Genomic DNA, 20278 nt, shown 5'->3' on the forward strand with positions numbered 1-20278 from the left:
TTGTTGAGAGAATGCGCTAATTGGCTCATCGTCTACTTGTTTGGTTCAATTGTTTCACTGCTGCTTAGTGGTTCCCCTTATTGGGTTCTGTAAGTAACAGTGAGGTAATGTTTAGTGGTGAGCTTCTAGCTCATCAAGTAATTGATAATTATTGCTGACTTGGTTGCTATGGGTTTGGGCTGAATGCGCTAAGTAATCGTAGACCTTGTTGCTTAAATGGGCGAGCAAGCTCATCGGTGCGGCATAGCTATCTAAGGCAGAGTGATTGCTCATCGGGCAGACCAGTAATTGGCTCACTTGAGTGCGATAGCACTGGCCACTTTGGTCGGTAATTAGCAAGCAATTAAGATTTTGTAACTGCTCTATAAGTGCCGTAAACAATTTGGGTCTGCGGCGAATACCTATCACTATTACTAAGTCTTTATCGCCAAGTTGCGCGAGCTCCTCACCAATGCTTTGACCCGGAACCGGCAATAAATACACCTGTTTGCGACATTGCATTAATTGCTGGCGAAAGTGCAAAGCCAGTGGATAGCTGTTGCGATAGCCAATAATAGTTATCCGTTTGGCTTGGCTAATTTGCTTCACTAAAGCCTCGCAATCAATCTGTTCTAGTTGCTTAAATACCTGGCTAATAGCGGCTAAATCGCTGTGTTCACTAGTATCGCTCGCTTCACTGGTTAACAGTGGTTGTCCCCATTCGCGCTCTTGGCGAAGCTCGTCACAGACTTGCTGGTGATCTTGGTAGCCCAGTTGACGGAAAAAACGGCTCACACTGGCTTTGGAGACTTGGCAAGCGCTAGCGATTTCGGCGGTTGATTGAATCAATACTTTATCGGGATGATGCTGCAAGTAATCTGCAACTACCCGTGCTTTGGCCGAAAGCTGCGGATAGTGTTCAACAATACGTTGGTTAAATGCACAGGCCGATTTTGTCATGATTACTTAAGGTCCTTTTAATTTCATTATTGCTTACAGCTTATAACACTGCAGAAATAAAGCTTTGTAACTCGGTGGTTTGGGGCTGAGCAAATACCTGTTTGCTGTCGCCGGTTTCCCACACCTTTCCTTGGTGCATGAAGACCACTCTATCACCAACGTCGCGAGCAAAGTTCATTTCGTGGGTGACTAAAACTAGTGTCATGCCTTCGGCGGCTAGTTGTTCTAAAACTTTGAGTACTTCACCTACCAGCTCAGGGTCTAGGGCCGAGGTGATTTCGTCACACAGCAATACTTTAGGCGACATAGCCAAAGAGCGGGCAATGGCCACGCGTTGTTGCTGGCCGCCCGACATGCTAGTGGGGTATTGATCAAACTTGTCGGCTAAACCCACTTTTTCCAGCACTTCTTTTGCTAGCTCGCGACATTCTTGCTGACTTTTACCCATTACTAACTTGGGCGCTAACATAATGTTTTCGCCAGCGGTCATATGGGGGAAGAGGTTAAAGTTTTGAAACACCATGCCTACACTACGGCTAAGTAGCCTAAGCTGTTTTTCGTCTTCGCTTACCGCTTGTTTATCTACAATAATGGCACCACTTTGAAAGGGTTCTAAACCATTAATGCAGCGCAATAGGGTGCTTTTTCCAGAACCGCTGCGGCCAATAATAGAGATAACTTCGCCAGCCTTTATTTTTAAGTCTATGCCTTTTAGCACATGGTGTTGGCCGTAATACTTATGAATTTGTTCAATACTAACCAGTGACATTGAGCTTCTTCTCCAAATGCTTGCTGTATAAAGACAGCGGGAAACACAACAAAAAGTACAGCGCTGCCACTAGGGCAAACACTTTAAAGGGTTGGAAGGTGGCATTGTTAAGCATGGTGCCGGCTTTAGTTAACTCTACAAAACCAATAATGGATGTGAGTGCAGTGCCTTTCACCACTTGCACCGAAAAGCCTACAGTAGGAGCAATGGCCACGGTGAGTGCTTGCGGCAAAATAACGTAGCGCATGGTTTGAAAGAAGCTCAAACCCAAGGTGCGAGATGCTTCCCATTGGCCCTTGGGTAAAGACTCGATACAGCCGCGCCAAATCTCACATAAAAAGGCGCTGGTGAACAAAGTTAAACCAATGATGGCAGCGCTCCAAGCGCTCACATCAATGCCAATTAGTGATAAACCGAAGAAGGTTACAAACAACTGCATTAACAGAGGTGTGCCTTGAAACAGTTCTACATAGCCTTTAACGAAGGCGCTTAACACGGGGTTTTTGCTTATGCGCATAAAGGTTAGCAGTAGGGCAACTAAGCCACCGCTGGCAAAGGCAATGAGTGATAACAAGACCGTCCAACGCGCTGCCAGTAGCAGGTTGCGTAAGATGTCCCAATCGGTAAATTGCATCATATTAAACTACTCCTACAATGCAGGGTTTTTGAAAAGGCGACGAGCGGCCAGCTCAAACAGTTGGCGCATGGCAATGGCTAGCAGCAAATAAATCAGTGCGGTGAGCAAGTAAGATTCAAAGCTTAAAAAGTTACGCGATTGAATAAAGTTGGCTGAGAACGTGAGCTCTTCGACAGAGATTTGCGAGACTACCGCCGAGCCCAGCATCACGATAATGCATTGGCTAACTAAGGCCGGATAGATACGTTGAAACGCAGTGGGTAATACTATGCGGCTAAAAATGTGCCAGTGGCTTAGGCCTAAGGTTTTACCCGCTTCCCACTGGCCTTTAGGGGTGGCTTCTATACCTGCACGAATAATTTCGGTGAGGTAGGCGCCTAGGTTAATCACCATGGCCAAACAGCCCGCTTGCCAAGCACTTAGTTTTACCCCCAAGGCTGGCAAGCCAAAAAAGATGAAGAATAACTGCACAATAAACGGTGTATTGCGAATTACTTCTACATAAGCGCTTATGAGCCAGCGCAACCAAGCTTTATTACTTATTTTACCTGCAGCCCCCGCAGTACCGAGTAAGATCCCAGCAAAGGTTGAGTACAAGGTGAGCTCGGCTGTGGTGAGTAAGCCCTTGGCAAGCTCAGGCATGTAGGGCAGTAAGCCACTAAAGTCTAGTTGGTAGCTCATGGCGCGCTCCTTTAGTACAACTCTTTAGGTAACGATGTTTTAAACCATGCAAGCGAGAGTTTCTCTAACTCACCACTTTGTTTTGCTTTAGCAATTAGCTCGTTTACTTTGGCAACCAGTGCAGGCTCGCCTTTAAGTACACCTACATAACAAGGCGAGTTTTTAAGTAAGAACTTAGTCTCTGGCTTACGGTTTGGAACGCGTTTGGCAATTTCTGTGGCAACTAAATTACCGGTGGCAATAAGCTCTACTTGGCCTGATAAGTAAGCTGACAGGGTGGTGTTATTGTCTTCAAAACGTTTAATGGTGGTAGAACTATCCACCAATTTGCTTAGCTCTATGTCTTCAACAGCGCCACGGGTAACACCAACGGTTTTACCTGCCAGTTGCTCCGCAGAATCAACGCTTACCTCTGCGGCGCCAAATACACCAAGGAAAAATGGTGCATATGCATCACTAAAGTCGATGGCTTTTTCACGCTCGGCGTTTTTACCTAGGCTAGAAATAACCAAATCAACCTTGCGAGTTTGTAAGTAAGGAATGCGGTTGGCGCTGGTTACTGGCACTAATTCTAGTTTTACATCCAGCTGCTCAGCTAGGTAGCGAGCCATATCAATGTCGTAACCCATGGGTTGTAAATCACTCCCCACCGAGCCAAACGGAGGGAAATCTTGTGGCACGGCTACTTTTAATACGCCGCGCTCCATTAAAGTAGCTAGTTGGTCGGCATGGCTTACGGTGCTGCTTAGAGCGCAAAGTAAAATGGCTGCGCTAGCAAATAGTTTTTTGAAGGTATACATAAAGCTTCCTTAGCGAGTTTACTTGTTGTGAAACGAATGAATCTTTTGTTTTTTATTTGCAACGTACGAGCCATTAAGCTGGAAGTGAAGTAAGTATTTAATAATTCCTTTAAATACATATGGTTATAGATTTTTGTTTGATGAAGAGGTGAAGATGAACTAGCGGGCAGTGTTTAATATTTACCCATCTTGGTGCTGTTTGGGATCTGTTTGGTGCATAAATTACTACTAAAGTGGTATCTGTGAGTTTATTTGAAACAAATCGCAAATATTTGTCCAAATATCGTTTTTAAAAACAAATTTTTAAGTTTAACTATTTGTTTTAAATGGGCTTTAATGCCTGTGATAGAAAAGTGATAAGTTCGTGAATTGGTTGGGACATGTGCTTCTTATACTGGATTTGACTGTTAAATAAGGACCGCAAAAGGAGCGAACCATGGATCTCAAGTCATCTCTGTTAGCAATGCCGTTTATTGCTGTAAGTACATTAAGCCAAGCCGCGGTAGTAGACGTTAAAATTACTAACTTAACGCAAGGTATTTACTACACCCCTTTATTAGTAACTGCACATACTTCTGACGCCCACCTATTTGAAGTAGGTACAGCGGCATCGCCAGCCCTGCAAATGATGGCAGAGGGTGGAGACATCTCTGGTTTAGTCACAATTGCCGACGGTATTGGTGCTGTTTCATCAGCCAATCCAGCGGCTGGTTTATTGGCACCAACCGATTACGTGATGGTGAGTGACCTAGATACTGGCAGCAACACCCATTTAAGTATTGTTGCCATGTTACTGCCAACCAATGATGGTTTTGTAGGTAAAGACAGCTGGGAAATTCCAAGTGAAGCAGGCACTTATACCTTCTACATGAATGGTTACGACGCCGGCACCGAAGCCAACGACGAAATAGTAAACGGCGGCGGAGCTTCTGGTACACCGGGTATTCCTGCAAACCCTGGCATGAATGGTGGAACTGGCGGCAGTGGCGTAGCTACAGCATCAAGCAATACCAACATTCATATTCACCCTGGCAATGTGGGTGACCAAGATGCAACGGGCGGCATGAGTGACCTAGACAGCCGTATTCACCGCTGGTTAAACCCAGTTGCAAAAGTGGTTGTTACCGTTAAGTAATTAAGGAGGATCTATGGCTATCTCAAGTTTTAGTAAGAGAGCCTTGGCCGTAGCGGTAATGGCGGCAGGACTAAGTGCATGTGGCAGTGATGACGAGAAAATCGTCGTGGTTGAGCCAGATACGCTAGAGTATGAAGTAACCATTTACAACGACACCTCGGCGCAGCCCTTATCACCAGCTGTAGTAGGTATTCATAGTGCAACCATGAGTTTATGGACATTGGGAACTTCTGCCAGCGTACCCTTAGAAACCATGGCCGAAGGTGGTGACGCCTCTGACATTGCAGCTATGTTTACTGGTGACAATGTAGCAGTAACTGGTGCTGGCGCTATTGGCCCAGGTGCTTATGAAACCTTAATGATAAGTGCTTCCGAGCGCAGCGATATGCAACTATCACTAGCCACTATGATGGTGAATACTAACGATGCATTTACCGGGCTAAATGGTATTGATATTGGTGGCTTAATGGTGGGTGATAGCATGACCTACAGTTTGCCAGCCTATGATGCAGGAACCGAGCAAAACAGCGAAGCGGTGGGAACGATTCCTGGCCCAGCTGATGGCGGTGAAGGGTTTAACGCGGCACGTGATGATGTAATGAATAAAGTTTCGCGTCATCCCGGTCTAGTTACACAAGCCGACGACCCTGCGTCAGTATTGCTGCCAGATCATCGATTGTCTGGCACAGTGGGAAGAGTAGTGATTACTCGTACCAACTAGTGCAGAGAACACTACACCCGTACTTAGGTGCGGGTGAGTGCCTTACTCATTGTGGTCGTTCATTACAAGGAAAGGAGCCTATATGTCCCCGCGGATCCTGGTCATTGAAGACGACCACGATATTAATAACCTGATCACCATGAATCTAAACGACATGATGTATCAAGTAGAAAGCTGCGAGAATGGCGCGCAAGGCTATGCCAAAGCCAGCAGCGATAACTTCGACTTAATCGTGCTTGATTTAATGCTACCCGGCATGGACGGTTTAGACATTTGTCGACAACTTCGCGCCCAACAACACAATACGCCAATTTTAATGCTCACCGCACGCGACTCAGAGGCCGATCGGGTGGTGGGTTTAGAAATGGGCGCAGATGACTACCTCACTAAACCCTTTAGCGTGCGCGAGCTGCAAGCAAGAGTGAAAGCCATGTTGCGCCGCGTTGATATGCTAGTGCAAAGCCAGCAACAAACCGACGCTACTACCATGCAGTGGAAGGACTTATCCATCGACATTGGTCGTCGCCAAGTATCGGTGCGCAATCAGGCGGTGGAGCTTACCTCTACCGAGTTTGATTTACTGCTGCATCTGGCTAAATCACCGGGTTTAGTGTTCAGCCGAGCTCAGCTATTAGACCAAGTTTGGGGCTATAAACACAGCGGCTACGAGCACACCGTAAATTCGCATATCAATCGACTACGCACCAAGTTAGAAAGCGACCCTTCTAATCCTGAATACGTGCTAACTGTGTGGGGAGTAGGGTACAAGTTTAATGATGTTTAGGTTTATCAGTTCTTTTTACAGCAAGTTAATGCTGGCCGTGGTGGTGTGTTTTATTTTAGCGGGTGGCTTGTTACTGGGCTTGGCTCATCAAAGCTCGCAGCAGTATCAAAACGAAATTGAACAAAAACTGCATTTACAATTAGCCGAACATTTAGTTTACGAAAGCCAATTGTTTAAAGATGGAGAGCTTGATCCTAAAGCGATTAAGCAGGCTTTTCATTCGATGATGATCTTAGGCCCAAGTTTTGAGTTCTACATTCTTGATACCGCCGGCAAGGTGGTGACTTACTCAGCCGATCCCAGCAAAATCAAACGCAGACAATTAGATCTAAAGCCAATTCGAGATTTTATCGACGGGTCTAGAGCCATGCCAATTATTGGCGACGACCCTCGCTCTCCCTCAAGAAGTAAGATTTTTTCGGTGGCCGAAATTCGCGAAGGCAATAGCTTAAAAGGATATCTGTACATCATCATTGGTGGCGAGATCTACGACAGCGTTGCCGAGCTGCTGCAAAGCAGTCACATTATGAAATTAAGCATGCTGGGGCTTTTGTTCATTTTAGGTTTTAGCTTGTTAGTGGTATTTCTTATCTTCGGTTTGCTTACCAAACCACTGCGTCGCCTAGCCAAGGATATTGATCAGTTTCAGCATGTTGGTTTGGAGCAAACAGCCAACATTGCAGAGCATTGGCAAAATAACTCTCACGATGAAGTGCAAAAGCTAGGCGCTGCCTTTAGTGATATGGCCACCACTATTAAGGGCCAATATCAAAAGGTTAAAGACACCGACCAACTGCGCCGAGAGCTTATTTCTTATGTTTCTCACGACCTGCGAACACCGCTAGCATCACTGCAAGGATACTTAGAAACCTGGCAGTTAAAACACCGTGACTTATCTCCCGAAGAAGGTGAGCAGTTAATTAAAGTGGCATTAAGCAGTGCTCGTAAAACCTCTAGCTTGGTGGAGCAGCTATTTGAGCTGGCCCACCTTGATAGCGACCAAGCTACGATTAATGAAGAGTCAGTCGCAATTGCTGAATTAGCCCAGGACGTAATTCAAAAACTCGAGTTAGCTGCCCAGAAAAAACAGGTGGTAATGAGTGTGGAGCCGCAAGACCCATCCTTAGTTGCCTGCGCCGATATTCAACGTATTGAGCGAGTGTTTACCAACTTGTTGGAGAACTCGATCCGTCACTGCAGTGAAGGCGACGAGATTAAAGTAACAATCGACCAAGCAGAGCAGGGCAACAAATTAGCCATTACCGTAAGTGATACGGGCACAGGGATCCCTGCCGATGATTTACCGCATATCTTCGACGCCCACTATCGAGCAGCTAATCGAGCGAAAGATAAAAGCTCGCATGGCGGTTTAGGTTTGGCCATTGCTAAACGAATAGTGCAACTGCATCGTTCATCAATTAGCGTTGAGTCCACTTTAGGCGAAGGTACCCGTTTTTGTTTTACCCTAGATAAACCTATGTAATTCTGCACTTTTCACTGGGTTGGCGCTTATCGGTGTAGCCCAGTGAATGTTGATATATAGGCGTTGGTTTGTGCAGTTTTTAACTTCTTCTAGTTACTGCTTATTGCTCTATACAACTGCTGATTAAGCTATGCGTTCTGTGCATATATCTCCTGAGTTAAATTCATTAGTTTGAGGAAACAGAACTGCGTACACTCCGCGCTTCTTTTGGTTACCAGCAAATAAATCACCCTATGTTTTCGCAATCTATTCTGGCTCAAATGCTGAGAATGCTGCTGTTATTAAGCTTAACGCTGCTTGTTGTGCATCACTCGCCGGGCTTATTAAAGCTGTTGGCTGAACAGGCTATGAATAGCGGCTGCCACCAAATTAATGACGATGCATCGCAGCATCACTCTCACCACCATTCTCATCATTAAGTAAGAGGCTTGCATGAGTATTTTTCGCTTTCCGGCATTGGTTTGGCTAGGCATTGGCATTTTGGTTATCTCGCTTGGTATTCGCCAGTCCTTTGGTATTTTCATGATGCCAGTATCAGAGCACTTTCAATTAGGTAGAGAGTTTTTTAGCTTTGCCATTGCTTTGCAAAACCTGTTGTTTGGCATGTTCCAACCTTTTGTGGGTATGGCTGCAGATAAGTGGGGTGCAAAGCGAGTAATAGTGTTGGGAGCAGCAGCTTATGCAGTGGGTTTATATTTAAGCTCAATCGCCACGCTGCCTAGCATGTTGTATCTATCTTTGGGTGCATTAGTAGGGCTTGGGCTTAGTGCCACGAGCTATGTGATTGTATTGGGCGCAGTGGCTAAAGTTGTGCCAGCAAAACATGCTGTAAAGGCTTTTGGCTTAACTACTGCGGCAGGCTCCTTTGGTATGTTTGCAATGATTCCCGGCGCGCAACTTATGCTAAGCCAAATGGGCTGGCAGCAAGCCCTGCAAGCTTTTGCTTTGTTATGCGCCTTAATGGTGGCGTTTGCTATGTTTATGAAAACCGCTAAACCTAGCACTGCAGATCAAGCGGTAGTAGACGAAAAGCAAACCCTTAAAGAGTCCTTACAAGAGGCGTTTTCCCATAAAGGTTATTGGCTTATTCATGCTGGTTTTTTTGTTTGTGGTTTTCATGTGATGTTTATTGCGACTCACCTGCCTAGTTACCTCGCCGATAAAAACTTAAGTGCCACAACCGGGGCCATGGCTTTAGCCTATGTGGGGATCTTCAATATTTTTGGCTCGTATTTTTGGGGCGTAATGGGCGACAGATTTAGTAAGCGCCATGTTATGTCGGCCTTGTATCTTATGAGAACAGTGGTCATCGCTGGTTTTGTCAGTTTGCCGGTGACCGAGAGCACAGCAGCATTATTTGGTGGCGCTATTGGCTTTTGTTGGTTAGGTACTGTGCCGCTTACCTCGGGTTTGGTTAGGCAAATATTTGGCGCTCGCTACTTATCTACTTTGTATGGCTTAGTGTTTTTTACTCATCAAATTGGCAGTTTTTTAGGTGCCTGGGTAGGTGGGCGTATTTACGATTATTACGGCTCTTACGAACCTATTTGGTGGTCAACTGTGGCATTGGCCTTTATCGCTGCACTGATTCATTTGCCGATTAATGATAAACCGGTAATGCGTTTGGCCGCTGCGAGTTAAGCCTGTCTGAATATGTAACTGAACATAAGTGAGGTAAAGCTTGAAAGTTAACTTCTTGCTACAGGGGCAGGAGGTTAACTTAGCTGAGTTTGTTATGTGCAGTTGTCAAAATAAACTCCAAAAATAGCCGCAATCAAAACAACCAAGCCAATATATAGAATTCGATTTTTCCAGCGTGCTTTACGAGACAGCAGATAATAGCTCTCACTTTTTTCTGGCTTAAACCAAGCACCAGATTCACATACCTGCACCAAGTGAGACACTCTCACCGGATAATAGCCATACTCTGTATGGCTCGACCAGCTAACTTCCGGAGAGAAGTGTACTGGAAATTCTAATTCTTCAAGATTTAAATCGAACTTGTCTTGAAGAGCTTCGATAATTTCCCAAGCATCGTCACCAGATATGCCGTAATCATCTTCAATAATATCGCCGACTGATATCTCAGCTACATCTAAGCCGGAGTGATGGGCAATAATCCTTTTTACTTCAAGTTCAATATTCATTCACTACAACACATAACGCCTTGTTAGATTTCCTTAATGACTCGGGCTGGGTTACCACCGACAATTACGTTGTTAGGAAAACTCTTCGTCACGACAGAGCCAGAAGCAACTACAACATTATCTCCTAACACTACCCCGGGGTTGATAGTTGCATGACCACCAATCCAACAATTGTTCCCAATGGTAACTGGTTTCGCAAACTCAACTCCGCTATTACGTTCAATTGGGTCAATCGGATGGCAAGCTGTGTAAATACCAACTTGAGGTCCAATAAAACAGTTGTCGCCAATTTTAACTTCTGCGCAATCCAAAATTACACAGCCAAAATTCACGTAAAAGTTATCTCCAATGTTTATATTTTTTCCGTAGTCACAGTTAAAAGTTGGCTCTATTTTAATATCGCCACTTATATGACCAAATAGGTCGTTAAGCAGTTTGAACCTCTCTGATTTTTGTTCTCTGCTTGTCCTATTATATTCAGCGGTAATTTTTCTCGCATTTGCACGCATCTTCGACAGTAATTCATCGCTCGGGTCATAAATTTCACCCGAAATCATCTTATCTAACTCACTCATACTACTTCCTAAAATCGAAAAGGTTCATAGAAATATAACGCCCAGAAAATGGGCGAGAGCAGCGGTTTCGTCGCGTCGTGGCACTTCTCCCGCAAGGAGCGTAGCGACGAGTTCTTGATTATTTTGTTTGTTAGGCAACGCTAGATAACCCATGCGCCCGACTCTCCCTCAAAAGAGATTTGCATACACTCGAACTGATCAGAATTGTCGCTGAGGTATATTTCCAGCCCACCGGCCAGGCTGATGACAATGGTTCTGTTGTTTGGGACTTTATACTCAGTCACTTCAACATTCATAACTTCAAAAAACTCAGGAGAAGGCCATTCGCCCTCACGCCAATTCCCAACCACTTCACCATTCCGAACGAGTTCAACGGGTGACTGAATGGCAAAGTTAACATCACCAAACGAGAAATGAAGGTCGAACTGCCCTACGCGTATTTGCGTAGTAACCTGTCCAACCATTTTCGAAAGATCGAGTTCTTGAGGGATACGATACATAGTTTCTTAACGCTCATACTTAAACTGCTTATGGCTTTTACAATTTGCTTAGCCGTTAATAATAAAGTTATAGACCTAAACACATGCTCTATTATTCTGAGCAATGATGCACATCAGGCGCTTTATGGTTTTGTTTAAAGTCACACTCGCACTTTTGATAATTAAAGCTACCACCTTGGTCTAAGCAATTATCTATTTTAGATCCTCCGCATGAGGAGAGTGATACTACAAATAAGCTTAATATTAGTATTCTCACCAATACTCTCCAGAGACATGTAATATTTACATACTGTTACTTTGCAGCTAGTAGGCGACTGTGTATCGCTGAACTAGCGAGTATCAAAAAACTTGAACAATCATACAGTAAGCTGGCTCAAGGTATAACAGCGTCAGGTCAAGATTACGACATGCTTTACTCCTTCCTTCATTATCGCCGAGTCGCGGAAGTGACAAGCGATTAAGCTGAGCACTGTTTGAGCGTAGCGAGTTGCGCAGGCGCGCTTGCCACTGAGCAACGAAGGATAAAGATAATGCAGGGCGACCTTTCTTTTTGCTTCGTTTTTCTTTGGTCGCCAAAGAAAAATGACGTCGCCGAGAGGCGAAATTCGGCACCACGGCCAAAGGAAAATAGCAACACCTTAACTAGCTTTGAGACAAAAACATTGAGTTATTCAAACTTTATTGTCCTACGAAAAAAGACACTAATACTAAAAAAGGCCGCTTAACTAGCGGCCTTTGTCTGCTTGTTCGATACCCTGACAACTCAACTTATGGGTTGTAGTTATCGTGAGTATTGGTCAATTTGTAGAAAGTGACTTTTGCGTAGTCGCTATCGTTACTGCTGTTGTCTTGCAGGTAGATACCGGCTTTAAAGTACATGTAGTTGCTGGAATCATCGTAACCACTGCCAGACATGTTGATAGTTTTGCTGGCGAGCTGGCTGCCATTTTGGCTGATCTTGGCAGTAAGTGCGTCGCCATTCACCGTAATGGTATAAGAGAACTCTTCGTTCAAGGCGATACCGCTTGATGGGTTAGAGGTGCTGTTTAAATCACCGTTTGAACTCACCATGCTGCCTAGTAGGTTGTACCACGTTTCGTTACCACCGTCTGATTTCGACGTTTCGTGGGCAAAGTAAATAGCGCCATTACTGTTACCCGGTAGTTTGTGGTAGTAAAGGCGGATAGGTTCGTTGCCTTCTGCATGAATTTGCCCAATTACAATTCGGCCCACTTGCTCGTTGTTTGAGCTTGTTGTGGTGACGTGATTTACCGCAAGGGTGGCGTCTAGTACGCCATCAATGCCGCCAAAAGCGCTTTGGCTGCTGCTTGGAATACTTGAAAACGCCCAGTTATTGTCTTTACCACTAGTAGAATACGAGGTGTTTCCGCGGCGTAGCATTTCGCGTAATTCGGTGCGTACATATTTGGTACCACTAGAGGTTGTTACCCCTTTAACTGGCGTGTAAAACACCATACCGCCGTCGCTGCCGGTGTAGAAGTAGCTATCTTCGTAACTTGCCGCTAGCTCTACTTCTTTAATTGAAGTGGCGTAACCGTCGCCTTCATCTACTGGAATGCTTAGGTACCAGTCCAATAGATCAAAATTGCCAGAAGGTGCTTTAGACGCATCAAGATTGTGGTCACCGCCGCCGCTACCGCCACCTGAGCCGCCGCCAGATGTATCATCGGTTCTGGTTAGCTCCCATTGCTGGTTAATGTTGCCGCTGCTTGATGTCCAAAGGTAGAGTGATTGACGCAGTGCGGCGCCGCCATTGCCATCGATAGAAAAGCCTGGTGCATTGCGTTTTTCAAAACGATAAATTTCGGTGCCACTGGTTACTTTAACTTTCTTCCAGTGTTGGTCGTAGTTGCTGGAATCACATACCTCTAAGGTAACTGCTTGACGCTTAGCACCACCCGTTCCGCCATCCCAACAAAGGCTAGTACCCTCTTTCTTGTAAGAGTAGTAACCACTTCCATGGCTAATTTGCACCCAGTTTTGATTTACATTGGTGGTTTTGGTTGTCCATAGGTAAAGCTGCTGTCCTTCAACAGCGCCGCCGTTACCATCAATTGAGTAGCCCGTTTCCATTTTTTGCATGTTGAAAGTTGCAGCAGTCGCCAACGAAGAAGATAGCGCTAGAACAACAAAGCAAAGTGATTTTTTTAGTGCTTTACCATTAACGAGTGTCTTGTTCGAATCAGTGCATTTATCAATAGGTTTCATTACTCATTTCCTTATTTTTAAAACCTTGTTGCTTATTGTGAAGTTACATTAAGGCAGACTAAGACGAGCGGGTTTATCCTTAGTTGCCCAGCCTTCTGCAGGCCACGACTTACCAACTGCTTAAAAGTAAATGACCAACAGCGTTCATAAACGTGATGATTTGTTTATGAAATTTGATGTTAGCTTTGTTGATGATGAAAAAATCAGCGATACACTGCAATAATGTGTTTTTATAATACAATTGTTGTTATTTTGTGAACTAGTCATACAAATATGAAATTAAATGTTGCTTTGCTTGTTTTTTAAGCTAAAGCAAGGTTTACCAGTTTTAGCCTTATTTGGTGAGTTTTTAGCCTTTTTAAGCTGGATTACTGGTTAAGTTTGAATTGAAGGCTCTTTTGTCACCTATACAAAAACCTAAAATTGTATGATTTATATGGGCTTTGACTTTGTTGAATGCTGGTCGATGTGCTTAGCGGGTAATAAACAAGTTACTTTGTTGTATGTAACTTATTTGGGTTACATTTTACAAGGTAACCAATTTGAGTTACCTTGTTCTCAATGAAGAGGATAATACTATGCAGCAGGTAGCCGTTCTTACTGGGGACTTAGTTGGCTCTAGTGAGTTAAACAGCCAAGATTTTGCAAAAATTTTGCAGCGATTGAGCGCTAGTTTGGCTTTAACCAGCGAACGCTACCAATGTCGCTACGAGATTTTTCGCGGTGATGCTTTTCAGCTGGTGCTCAATGATCCACGCCAAGCATTAGAATGTGCTTTAGCAATTCGTTTAGATTTAAAATCCTCTGGCGATAAAAACTTGGCCTTTGATGCACGTATTGGAATTGGTATTGGCGAGATAGATCCTTTGGCAGAATTTGTGTCACGCTCAAATGGTGAAGCCTTTGTATTATCTGGGCGCGGACTAGATAGTCTTAAACGTCACTATTTGGGAATATTTAGTAACGACACTAAGTTTACGCAACGTATTGAATTGCTCACCAAATTTGCCGACCATCAAGTGCAAGAACTTACCATTAAACAAGCGCAAGCCTTGTCGCTATACTGGCAGCTAACTGAGCCAAGCCACGCAGCACTGGCGGCGCAACTTAATAGTTCACGGGTTAATGCCACTAAGTTGCTCAATCAGTCTCAGTACCAATTGCTAGAAGAATATAAACTGTTTTTTATCCAACTTATGGAAGAGTTTTATTATGGAAACACTGGCGCAATTCGCTCTTAGTATTGGCTTAGCTTATCTGTTGTTAGAGTTTTATTGTTTACCAAACTCTTGGCTAGAAGCCATTCAGCAAAGCAAGTTTGCAGCTGGTGGTTTGTATTTTCGCGCGCTGCTTATCACGGTGTTGTTTGCAGGTATAAGCATGTTGTTTGTATCAGCACTTGGCCCTTTGTTAGCAGCTATAGCGGCATTGTTTATCGCCAGTGTGTTAATTGCTGGGGTAAGTGCTTACTTGCCCGATAGAAGCCGTTATTACCTTGGCCAGCAACTAGCCCAGCTTGCAGTATTGTTGCTATTGGTTTTGGAGTTAAGCCAAGCCTGGCCGCTAGTGAGTGTGCTCTTCGAGCAAGCGATGCAGGCCAAAGTATTAGTAATTATTTTTGCTTATTTACTTATTTGGGGGCCATGTTCAAAGGTGCTTGGTTTAATCTTGCAGCGCTGGAGCCCACTTACTGAACAGCCAAAGCAAAATTTACCGATGGCTGGGCAGGCGATTGGCATGGTTGAGCGTAGCTTGGTGCTCACTTGTGTATTGCTCAATCAATTTGCCGCAATTGGCTTTATTGTTACCGCCAAATCGATTTTTCGTTTTGGCGACCTAAAAGATCATAGCGACCGAAAACTTACCGAATATGTAATGCTGGGTACTTTGCTTAGTGTTGCCGCCAGCGTGTTTATTGGCTTGGCTGCACATGCCTTATACCATGCCCTATAGTTTAATTTATTTAACCACTAAGAGCTTACCTACATGCCTCAAAATTTATCTGCTCAGTTAAAACAACATTTTGGATTTGACGGTTTTCGTCAAGGGCAAGCACCGGTGGTGGAGCGCTTATTGGCTCAGCGTTCTTGTTTAGCGATTTTTCCCACAGGGTCGGGTAAATCGCTATGTTATCAATTTACCGCCTTGCAACTGCCGCATCTTACTTTGGTGGTGTCTCCATTATTGGCTTTGATTAAAGATCAGCTGGCTTTTTTACAGGCTAAAGGCATTGCTGCAGCCAGTTTAGATTCCACCTTAACTGCTGAACAAAGTAAGCAGGTAATGAGTGAGGTGCGCAGCGGCAAAACTAAAATATTAATGGTCTCGGTAGAGCGTTTTAAAAACGAGCGTTTTCGTCAGTTTATTGAATCGGTAGCTGTGTCTATGTTGGTGGTAGACGAGGCGCACTGTATCTCTGAGTGGGGCCATAATTTTCGCCCCGACTACTTAAAGCTGCCGCAATATCGCCAAGAACTTAACATTCCTTTAGTACTGCTATTAACGGCCACCGCGACCAAAAAAGTAAAACTCGATATGGCTGCGCGCTTCGCTATAGCAGAAGATGACATCGTGCAAACAGGCTTTTATCGAAACAACTTAGATCTTAGTGTGCAAGCCTGCAGTAGCAACGATAAGCAGCAACAGCTATTAGCATTTATTCGCCAACAAACGGGTGCTGGCATCGTTTACGTTACTTTGCAAAACAGCGCTGAACAGGTGGCAAGCTTTTTACAGCAACAAGGCATAAACGCGGTTGCCTATCATGCCGGTTTTGCCAATGAGCAACGCCAGCAAACGCAAGATGATTTTATGGCGGGCAAAGTACAGGTGGTGGTGGCCACCATAGCTTTTGGTATGGGGGTAGATAAAAGTGACATTCGCTTTGTAGTGCATTTTGATTTGCCGAAGTCTATCGAAAACTACAGCCAAGAAATTGGCCGAGCAGGGCGCGATGGCCAGCTTTCGCACTGTTTAACCTTGGCGAATTTAGACGGTTTAACCACGGTGGAGAACTTTGTATACGGTGATACGCCCGAGCAAAGTGGCATAGAAGCCTTGTTGGCAAATATTCAGGCTGAGTCTCAAGGCGAGCAATGGGAAGTGCAAATCAACAGCCTGTCTAGCCTTACTAATATTCGCCAACTGCCACTTAAAACCCTATTGGTGCAATTAGAGATTCAAGGTCTTATTAAGCCGTTATATGCCTATTATGCTGATTTTAAGTACAAGTTCTTAGTAGACAAAAGCGCAGTACTGGCGCGCTTTTCTGGCGAACGCTTACAGTTTATTGAAGCGATTTTTACTCATACACAAATGAAAAAAATATGGGGTAGTCTTAACTTTGATGGCCTGTATCAGCAGTATCAAGCAGAGCGCTCCAGAGTAGTGGCCGCCCTAGAGTATTTGGCAGAGCAGGGCTTAATCGAGTTAGAAACCAAGAAGATTACCGAGGTATATCAAGTAAACGCAGCGGGTTTGGCCGACCCTCAACTTGCCAGCCGTTTAAGCCAGTACTTCAACGATACGCAAACTAAAGAGATTAAACGGATTGCCCAGTTGGTTCGTTTCTTTGAACTAGATTCTTGCTTAAGTTACCAGTTAGCGCGTTACTTTGATGACCACAACGCGCCTGCACAATGTGGCCATTGTAGTGTATGCCGCGGGCAAGTGGCTAAGTTGAGTTATTCTGCGCCGCTTAAGCAGCTAGACGATGCTCAAGTGTTTAATTACTTACAAGAGCTTAAACAACATTTAAGTGCCAGCCAACAAGCGCTGCTTAGCCCCATAATGGCCTGTCGATTTTTAACTGGGGTGACCAGTCCGTGGTCTACAAAATTTAAACTTCGCCAGCTGGCTGGGTTTGCCTGCTGTGAAAAACAGCCATACGCAAATACCTTGCAGCAAGTAGAGAGATTGTGGGAGCAGCTTGGTTAATAAGCTTGGTTAATAAGCTTGCTTAACAGCGGAGCGCTAAGGCAAAGATGGTGCTTTAGCTCGAGGCGTTTTAGCGTTACTCACTAGGAATAGGAAGCTTATGTGCTTTAAGAAAACTAAGCTTGTCCCAGTAGCCGCGTTGTAACACGATTAAGCCGTTTTCAAATTGAAAGAAGCCGCATCCTCGTAAACCGATGGGATCTTTCCATTCCAGTATTGCCCACTCACCATCTTGGAATATGTTTTCTACAATACAGACCATTTCAGCATTAGAAAACTCGTTGCTAAACATTTGTTTAATAGCTGCTTTTCCAACAACTGGTTGATTCGCTACTTGATGGTTTACCGCGTTTTCGCTGTAAAACTCGGCAATTTTATCTGCATCGCCTTGGTTAAAGGCATCTACCCATTGTTGAACGATTTGTTTTGGTTGCATTGCTATCTCTTTGTTGAAGTTAACAGGGATTAAATATGTTTAATCTAATGGGTAATTGCAATGGATGTTAGCTACTAGACTGGTGCGTTTGGCTAACCTTCAACATTCAAGCTCTAATATTCAGCAGAGTGCTTAATGGTGGTCTCTCCCTGTTAATTGGTACTGTTTAGGGGTCATACCATATTCCTTTTTAAACAGGCGGATGAAGTGTGAAATATTATCGTACCCTGTTTCAAAAGCGGTATCTGTAACCGACATGTTCTTTAGGTGCAGCTTGGATCTTTTTAGTCGCAGCTTAGTCATATATTCCTTAGGAGTATAGTTTGTCGTTTGCTTAAATTTTTGACTGAAGTTAGACAAAGACATTCCTACTTCTTCGGCCACCTGTGACACAGATATACCGGCGTTATCATTAGAGCCAAAGATACGAATAGCGATATTTATTGGATGGTTTTTGTGGTGCTGAATAATCTCGTTACAGCTTTCAAGTTTCATCAACTCGTAGACCATTTCCTGGCAAGTTAGGTCGATAAGAAAGCGCATGTTCTTATCCTGATCCTGCAAAATCTCTTGAATTCGCTGGTGCAGTACCGCTGTTCTTTCTGAGTAAGCGCTAAGTGCAAAGGTCGAATCACTAAATTGTTGGGGAGGATCTAATTGCAGGTTGTCAGCGACTCTTTGGCCCACATAGTCAATGATTTGGTCGCCAAACTCGTATACCAATGCTTTAGTCGATTCTGGCATTGTCATGTGTACGCTAGCGTGCGGAGGAATGAGGATAAACTGGTCTTTTGTGTAAACAAAATTCTCTGATTGGTTCACACTCACCTTTTTCTCTCCGTCTAAAATTGTACACAAACGGGGCGCATCGTAAGAGCGGTACTGGTCAGAAAAGTGTTTGGGCAAGGCATAAAACAACATGTTTAGGCTATCTGTTGAGAGCGCATATTCGTGTTCGGCGATCCGACTAAAATTGTTGATTCTGTGCATAGTTCGCGTCTGCCTCGGTTAATAGAGTGCGAAATATATACTGATCGTTGAATTGGCTTTTTGATCCTAGCCAGATTGCGGGCGTAAAGTAGTATGGGGTGGGGGATTAACCTAAAAAGCGGCGAAGTTACCAAGAAATTCGCCGCTTGTTGTTTTTGCTGATGCCTAAGCATCAAGCTAATTTTGCGTTACATTGCTGAAGCAAGAATCTCTACGATTTCACTATGGCTAGCTTGTTTAGGGTTAGTAAAACCACAAGCATCATTGAGTGCGTTCTCAGCCAGTACTTTAAAGTCATCAGCCTTAACGCCTAAACCTTCAAGTCCTGCTGGTATGTTTACGTCTTTTGATAGTTGACGAATCGCTTCAAGCCCTGCTTCTGCAGCTTGCTCGGCACTTAGCTCAGCGATGTCTACGCCCATTGCTTTGGCTACGTCGGCAAGGCGCTCTGGTACTACTTGCGCGTTATATTGCTGAACGTGTGGCAATAAAATAGCGTTACATACACCATGTGGCAGGTCGTAAAAACCACCTAGTTGGTGAGCAATAGCGTGTACATAGCCTAGAGAAGCATTGTTAAATGCCATGCCTGCCATAAATTGCGCATAGGCCATGTTGTCACGTGCCGATAGATCACTACCGTTTGCAACTGCAGTACGTAGGTTAGCTTGAATCATTTCAATGGCTTTAATGGCAACAGCGTCAGTTACTGGAGTAGCAGCAGTTGAAACATAGGCTTCAATAGCGTGGGTTAGGGCATCCATACCGGTTGCAGCTGTTAAAGAAGCGGGTTTTGCTAACATTAATTCTGGGTCATTTACCGATAGTAATGGGGTTACATTTTTATCAACGATGGCCATCTTAATGTAGCGGGCTTCATCAGTAATGATACAAAAACGCGTCATCTCTGAAGCGGTGCCTGCTGTAGTATTGATCGCAATCAGCGGAAGCTGCGGTTTTTCTGATTGGTCTACGCCTTCGTAGTCTTTGATTTCGCCGCCGTTAGCCGCAAGCAATGCAATGCCTTTTGCACAATCGTGTGGAGAACCACCGCCAAGAGAGATAACGCAGTCGCAATTGGCTTGTTTTAGTAGCGCTAAACCTTCATTAACATTGGTAATTGTTGGGTTTGGCTTGGTTTGGTCGTAAACCACTGCAGAAACGCCAGCATCAGCAAGCATGGTTTCTACTTTGCCTACAATGCCTATCTTATTAAGAACTTCATCGGTAACGATTAACGCACTCTTAAAACCAGATGCTTTAATATTAACAACAGCTTCAGAAAGGCAGCCTGCACCCATTAGGTTTATTGCTGGAATATAGAAAGTACTTGGCATGATATAGCTCCACAAAAGTTATTGGATTGTTTTATGATCTTCTGGAAATGGATGCTAACAACAGGCCGAATTTGCAACTAGCTCAGCTTTTAAAAAAGTAGCTCGTTTTTTAGTAATGGCTTTGAGTGCAGGTTTGCGAGCAACAAAACCTTTGTAAAATGTGATGGGCGTCTTCACTT

21 protein-coding genes are annotated in these 20278 nt (G+C 44.3%); 9 read left to right on the plus strand and 12 right to left on the minus strand.

The genetic code is table 11. The features are described from left to right. Nucleotides 1–111 precede the first annotated feature (111 nt). From K5620_RS06980 to K5620_RS07000, 5 genes are read right to left on the minus strand one after another with little or no spacing between them, the layout of a single operon-like run. On the minus strand, nt 112–939 hold the full coding sequence (locus K5620_RS06980; RefSeq protein ID WP_016402772.1) for a MurR/RpiR family transcriptional regulator: 828 nt from the start codon (nt 937–939) through the stop codon (nt 112–114). Between the two features lie 40 nt (nt 940–979). After that, nucleotides 980–1702, minus strand: coding sequence for an amino acid ABC transporter ATP-binding protein (locus K5620_RS06985; RefSeq protein WP_281423310.1), 723 nt, complete (start codon nt 1700–1702; stop codon nt 980–982). Continuing rightward, nucleotides 1695–2345 (minus strand): amino acid ABC transporter permease, encoded by a 651-nt coding sequence (locus K5620_RS06990; RefSeq protein WP_016402774.1) that lies wholly within the window; start codon nt 2343–2345, stop codon nt 1695–1697. Before K5620_RS06990 ends, K5620_RS06985 begins: the two co-directional genes overlap by 8 nt. A 12-nt stretch (nt 2346–2357) precedes the next feature. Beyond that, complete coding sequence (locus K5620_RS06995; RefSeq protein ID WP_016402775.1) at nt 2358–3026, minus strand: amino acid ABC transporter permease; 669 nt, start codon at nt 3024–3026, stop codon at nt 2358–2360. Between the two features lie 11 nt (nt 3027–3037). Then, nucleotides 3038–3826: a transporter substrate-binding domain-containing protein gene (locus tag K5620_RS07000; protein WP_016402776.1), complete on the minus strand. Its 789-nt coding sequence runs from the start codon at nt 3824–3826 to the stop codon at nt 3038–3040. A gap of 436 nt (nt 3827–4262) precedes the next feature. On the opposite strand from K5620_RS07000, the gene K5620_RS07005 reads away from it, so the two are divergent. The 6 genes from K5620_RS07005 to K5620_RS07030 all read left to right on the plus strand — a co-directional run bounded on the left by K5620_RS07005 (nt 4263) and on the right by K5620_RS07030 (nt 9590). After that, complete coding sequence (locus K5620_RS07005) at nt 4263–4961, plus strand: spondin domain-containing protein (RefSeq protein WP_016402777.1); 699 nt, start codon at nt 4263–4265, stop codon at nt 4959–4961. A gap of 13 nt (nt 4962–4974) precedes the next feature. Continuing rightward, nucleotides 4975–5682 carry a spondin domain-containing protein gene (locus K5620_RS07010; RefSeq protein ID WP_016402778.1) on the plus strand — a complete coding sequence of 236 codons (708 nt, stop codon included), beginning with the start codon at nt 4975–4977 and terminating at the stop codon, nt 5680–5682. An 82-nt stretch (nt 5683–5764) separates the two neighbouring features. Then, nucleotides 5765–6466: a response regulator transcription factor gene (locus K5620_RS07015; protein WP_016402779.1), complete on the plus strand. Its 702-nt coding sequence runs from the start codon at nt 5765–5767 to the stop codon at nt 6464–6466. After that, nucleotides 6456–7949: a sensor histidine kinase gene (locus K5620_RS07020; protein WP_040307405.1), complete on the plus strand. Its 1494-nt coding sequence runs from the start codon at nt 6456–6458 to the stop codon at nt 7947–7949. Before K5620_RS07015 ends, K5620_RS07020 begins: the two co-directional genes overlap by 11 nt. A 233-nt stretch (nt 7950–8182) precedes the next feature. Then, nucleotides 8183–8368: a hypothetical protein gene (locus tag K5620_RS07025; RefSeq protein WP_016402781.1), complete on the plus strand. Its 186-nt coding sequence runs from the start codon at nt 8183–8185 to the stop codon at nt 8366–8368. A gap of 13 nt (nt 8369–8381) precedes the next feature. After that, nucleotides 8382–9590, plus strand: coding sequence for an MFS transporter (locus K5620_RS07030; protein ID WP_016402782.1), 1209 nt, complete (start codon nt 8382–8384; stop codon nt 9588–9590). 92 nt (nt 9591–9682) lie between these two features. Here the strand turns inward: K5620_RS07030 and K5620_RS07035 are convergent, their stop codons facing one another. From K5620_RS07035 to K5620_RS07050, 4 genes are all read right to left on the minus strand, one after another. Further along, complete coding sequence (locus tag K5620_RS07035; RefSeq protein WP_016402783.1) at nt 9683–10096, minus strand: acyl carrier protein; 414 nt, start codon at nt 10094–10096, stop codon at nt 9683–9685. A gap of 23 nt (nt 10097–10119) precedes the next feature. Then, nucleotides 10120–10671 carry a sugar O-acetyltransferase gene (locus K5620_RS07040; protein WP_016402784.1) on the minus strand — a complete coding sequence of 184 codons (552 nt, stop codon included), beginning with the start codon at nt 10669–10671 and terminating at the stop codon, nt 10120–10122. A gap of 140 nt (nt 10672–10811) precedes the next feature. Beyond that, on the minus strand, nt 10812–11171 hold the full coding sequence (locus K5620_RS07045) for a hypothetical protein (RefSeq protein WP_040307406.1): 360 nt from the start codon (nt 11169–11171) through the stop codon (nt 10812–10814). 768 nt (nt 11172–11939) lie between these two features. Then, nucleotides 11940–13400, minus strand: a complete 1461-nt coding sequence (locus tag K5620_RS07050) for a polysaccharide lyase family 7 protein (RefSeq protein WP_246612316.1) — start codon at nt 13398–13400, stop codon at nt 11940–11942. A 578-nt stretch (nt 13401–13978) separates the two neighbouring features. Between K5620_RS07050 and K5620_RS07055 the strand changes: the two genes are divergently transcribed. From K5620_RS07055 to K5620_RS07065, 3 genes are read left to right on the plus strand one after another with little or no spacing between them, the layout of a single operon-like run. Continuing rightward, complete coding sequence (locus K5620_RS07055) at nt 13979–14641, plus strand: nucleotidyl cyclase domain-containing protein (protein ID WP_016402788.1); 663 nt, start codon at nt 13979–13981, stop codon at nt 14639–14641. Then, the gene (locus K5620_RS07060) at nt 14613–15353 is read left to right on the plus strand and encodes a DUF3307 domain-containing protein (protein ID WP_016402789.1); all 741 of its coding nucleotides are present in this window, start codon (nt 14613–14615) and stop codon (nt 15351–15353) included. The genes K5620_RS07055 and K5620_RS07060 overlap by 29 nt, the downstream gene beginning before the upstream one ends. Before the next feature lie 33 nt (nt 15354–15386). Then, nucleotides 15387–17336 (plus strand): RecQ family ATP-dependent DNA helicase, encoded by a 1950-nt coding sequence (locus K5620_RS07065; protein ID WP_016402790.1) that lies wholly within the window; start codon nt 15387–15389, stop codon nt 17334–17336. 76 nt (nt 17337–17412) lie between these two features. On the opposite strand, the gene K5620_RS07070 is transcribed toward K5620_RS07065, so the two are convergent. The 3 genes from K5620_RS07070 to yiaY form a co-directional block, all read right to left on the minus strand. Continuing rightward, nucleotides 17413–17772, minus strand: a complete 360-nt coding sequence (locus tag K5620_RS07070) for a nuclear transport factor 2 family protein (protein WP_016402791.1) — start codon at nt 17770–17772, stop codon at nt 17413–17415. A gap of 132 nt (nt 17773–17904) precedes the next feature. Further along, nucleotides 17905–18762 carry an AraC family transcriptional regulator gene (locus tag K5620_RS07075; protein ID WP_016402792.1) on the minus strand — a complete coding sequence of 286 codons (858 nt, stop codon included), beginning with the start codon at nt 18760–18762 and terminating at the stop codon, nt 17905–17907. Between the two features lie 188 nt (nt 18763–18950). Continuing rightward, nucleotides 18951–20099 carry an L-threonine dehydrogenase gene (gene yiaY / locus K5620_RS07080; protein ID WP_152779442.1) on the minus strand — a complete coding sequence of 383 codons (1149 nt, stop codon included), beginning with the start codon at nt 20097–20099 and terminating at the stop codon, nt 18951–18953. Between the last annotated feature and the right edge of the window lie 179 nt (nt 20100–20278).

The sequence above is a fragment of the Agarivorans albus genome (genome assembly GCF_019670105.1).
Lineage (GTDB): Bacteria > Pseudomonadota > Gammaproteobacteria > Enterobacterales > Celerinatantimonadaceae > Agarivorans > Agarivorans albus.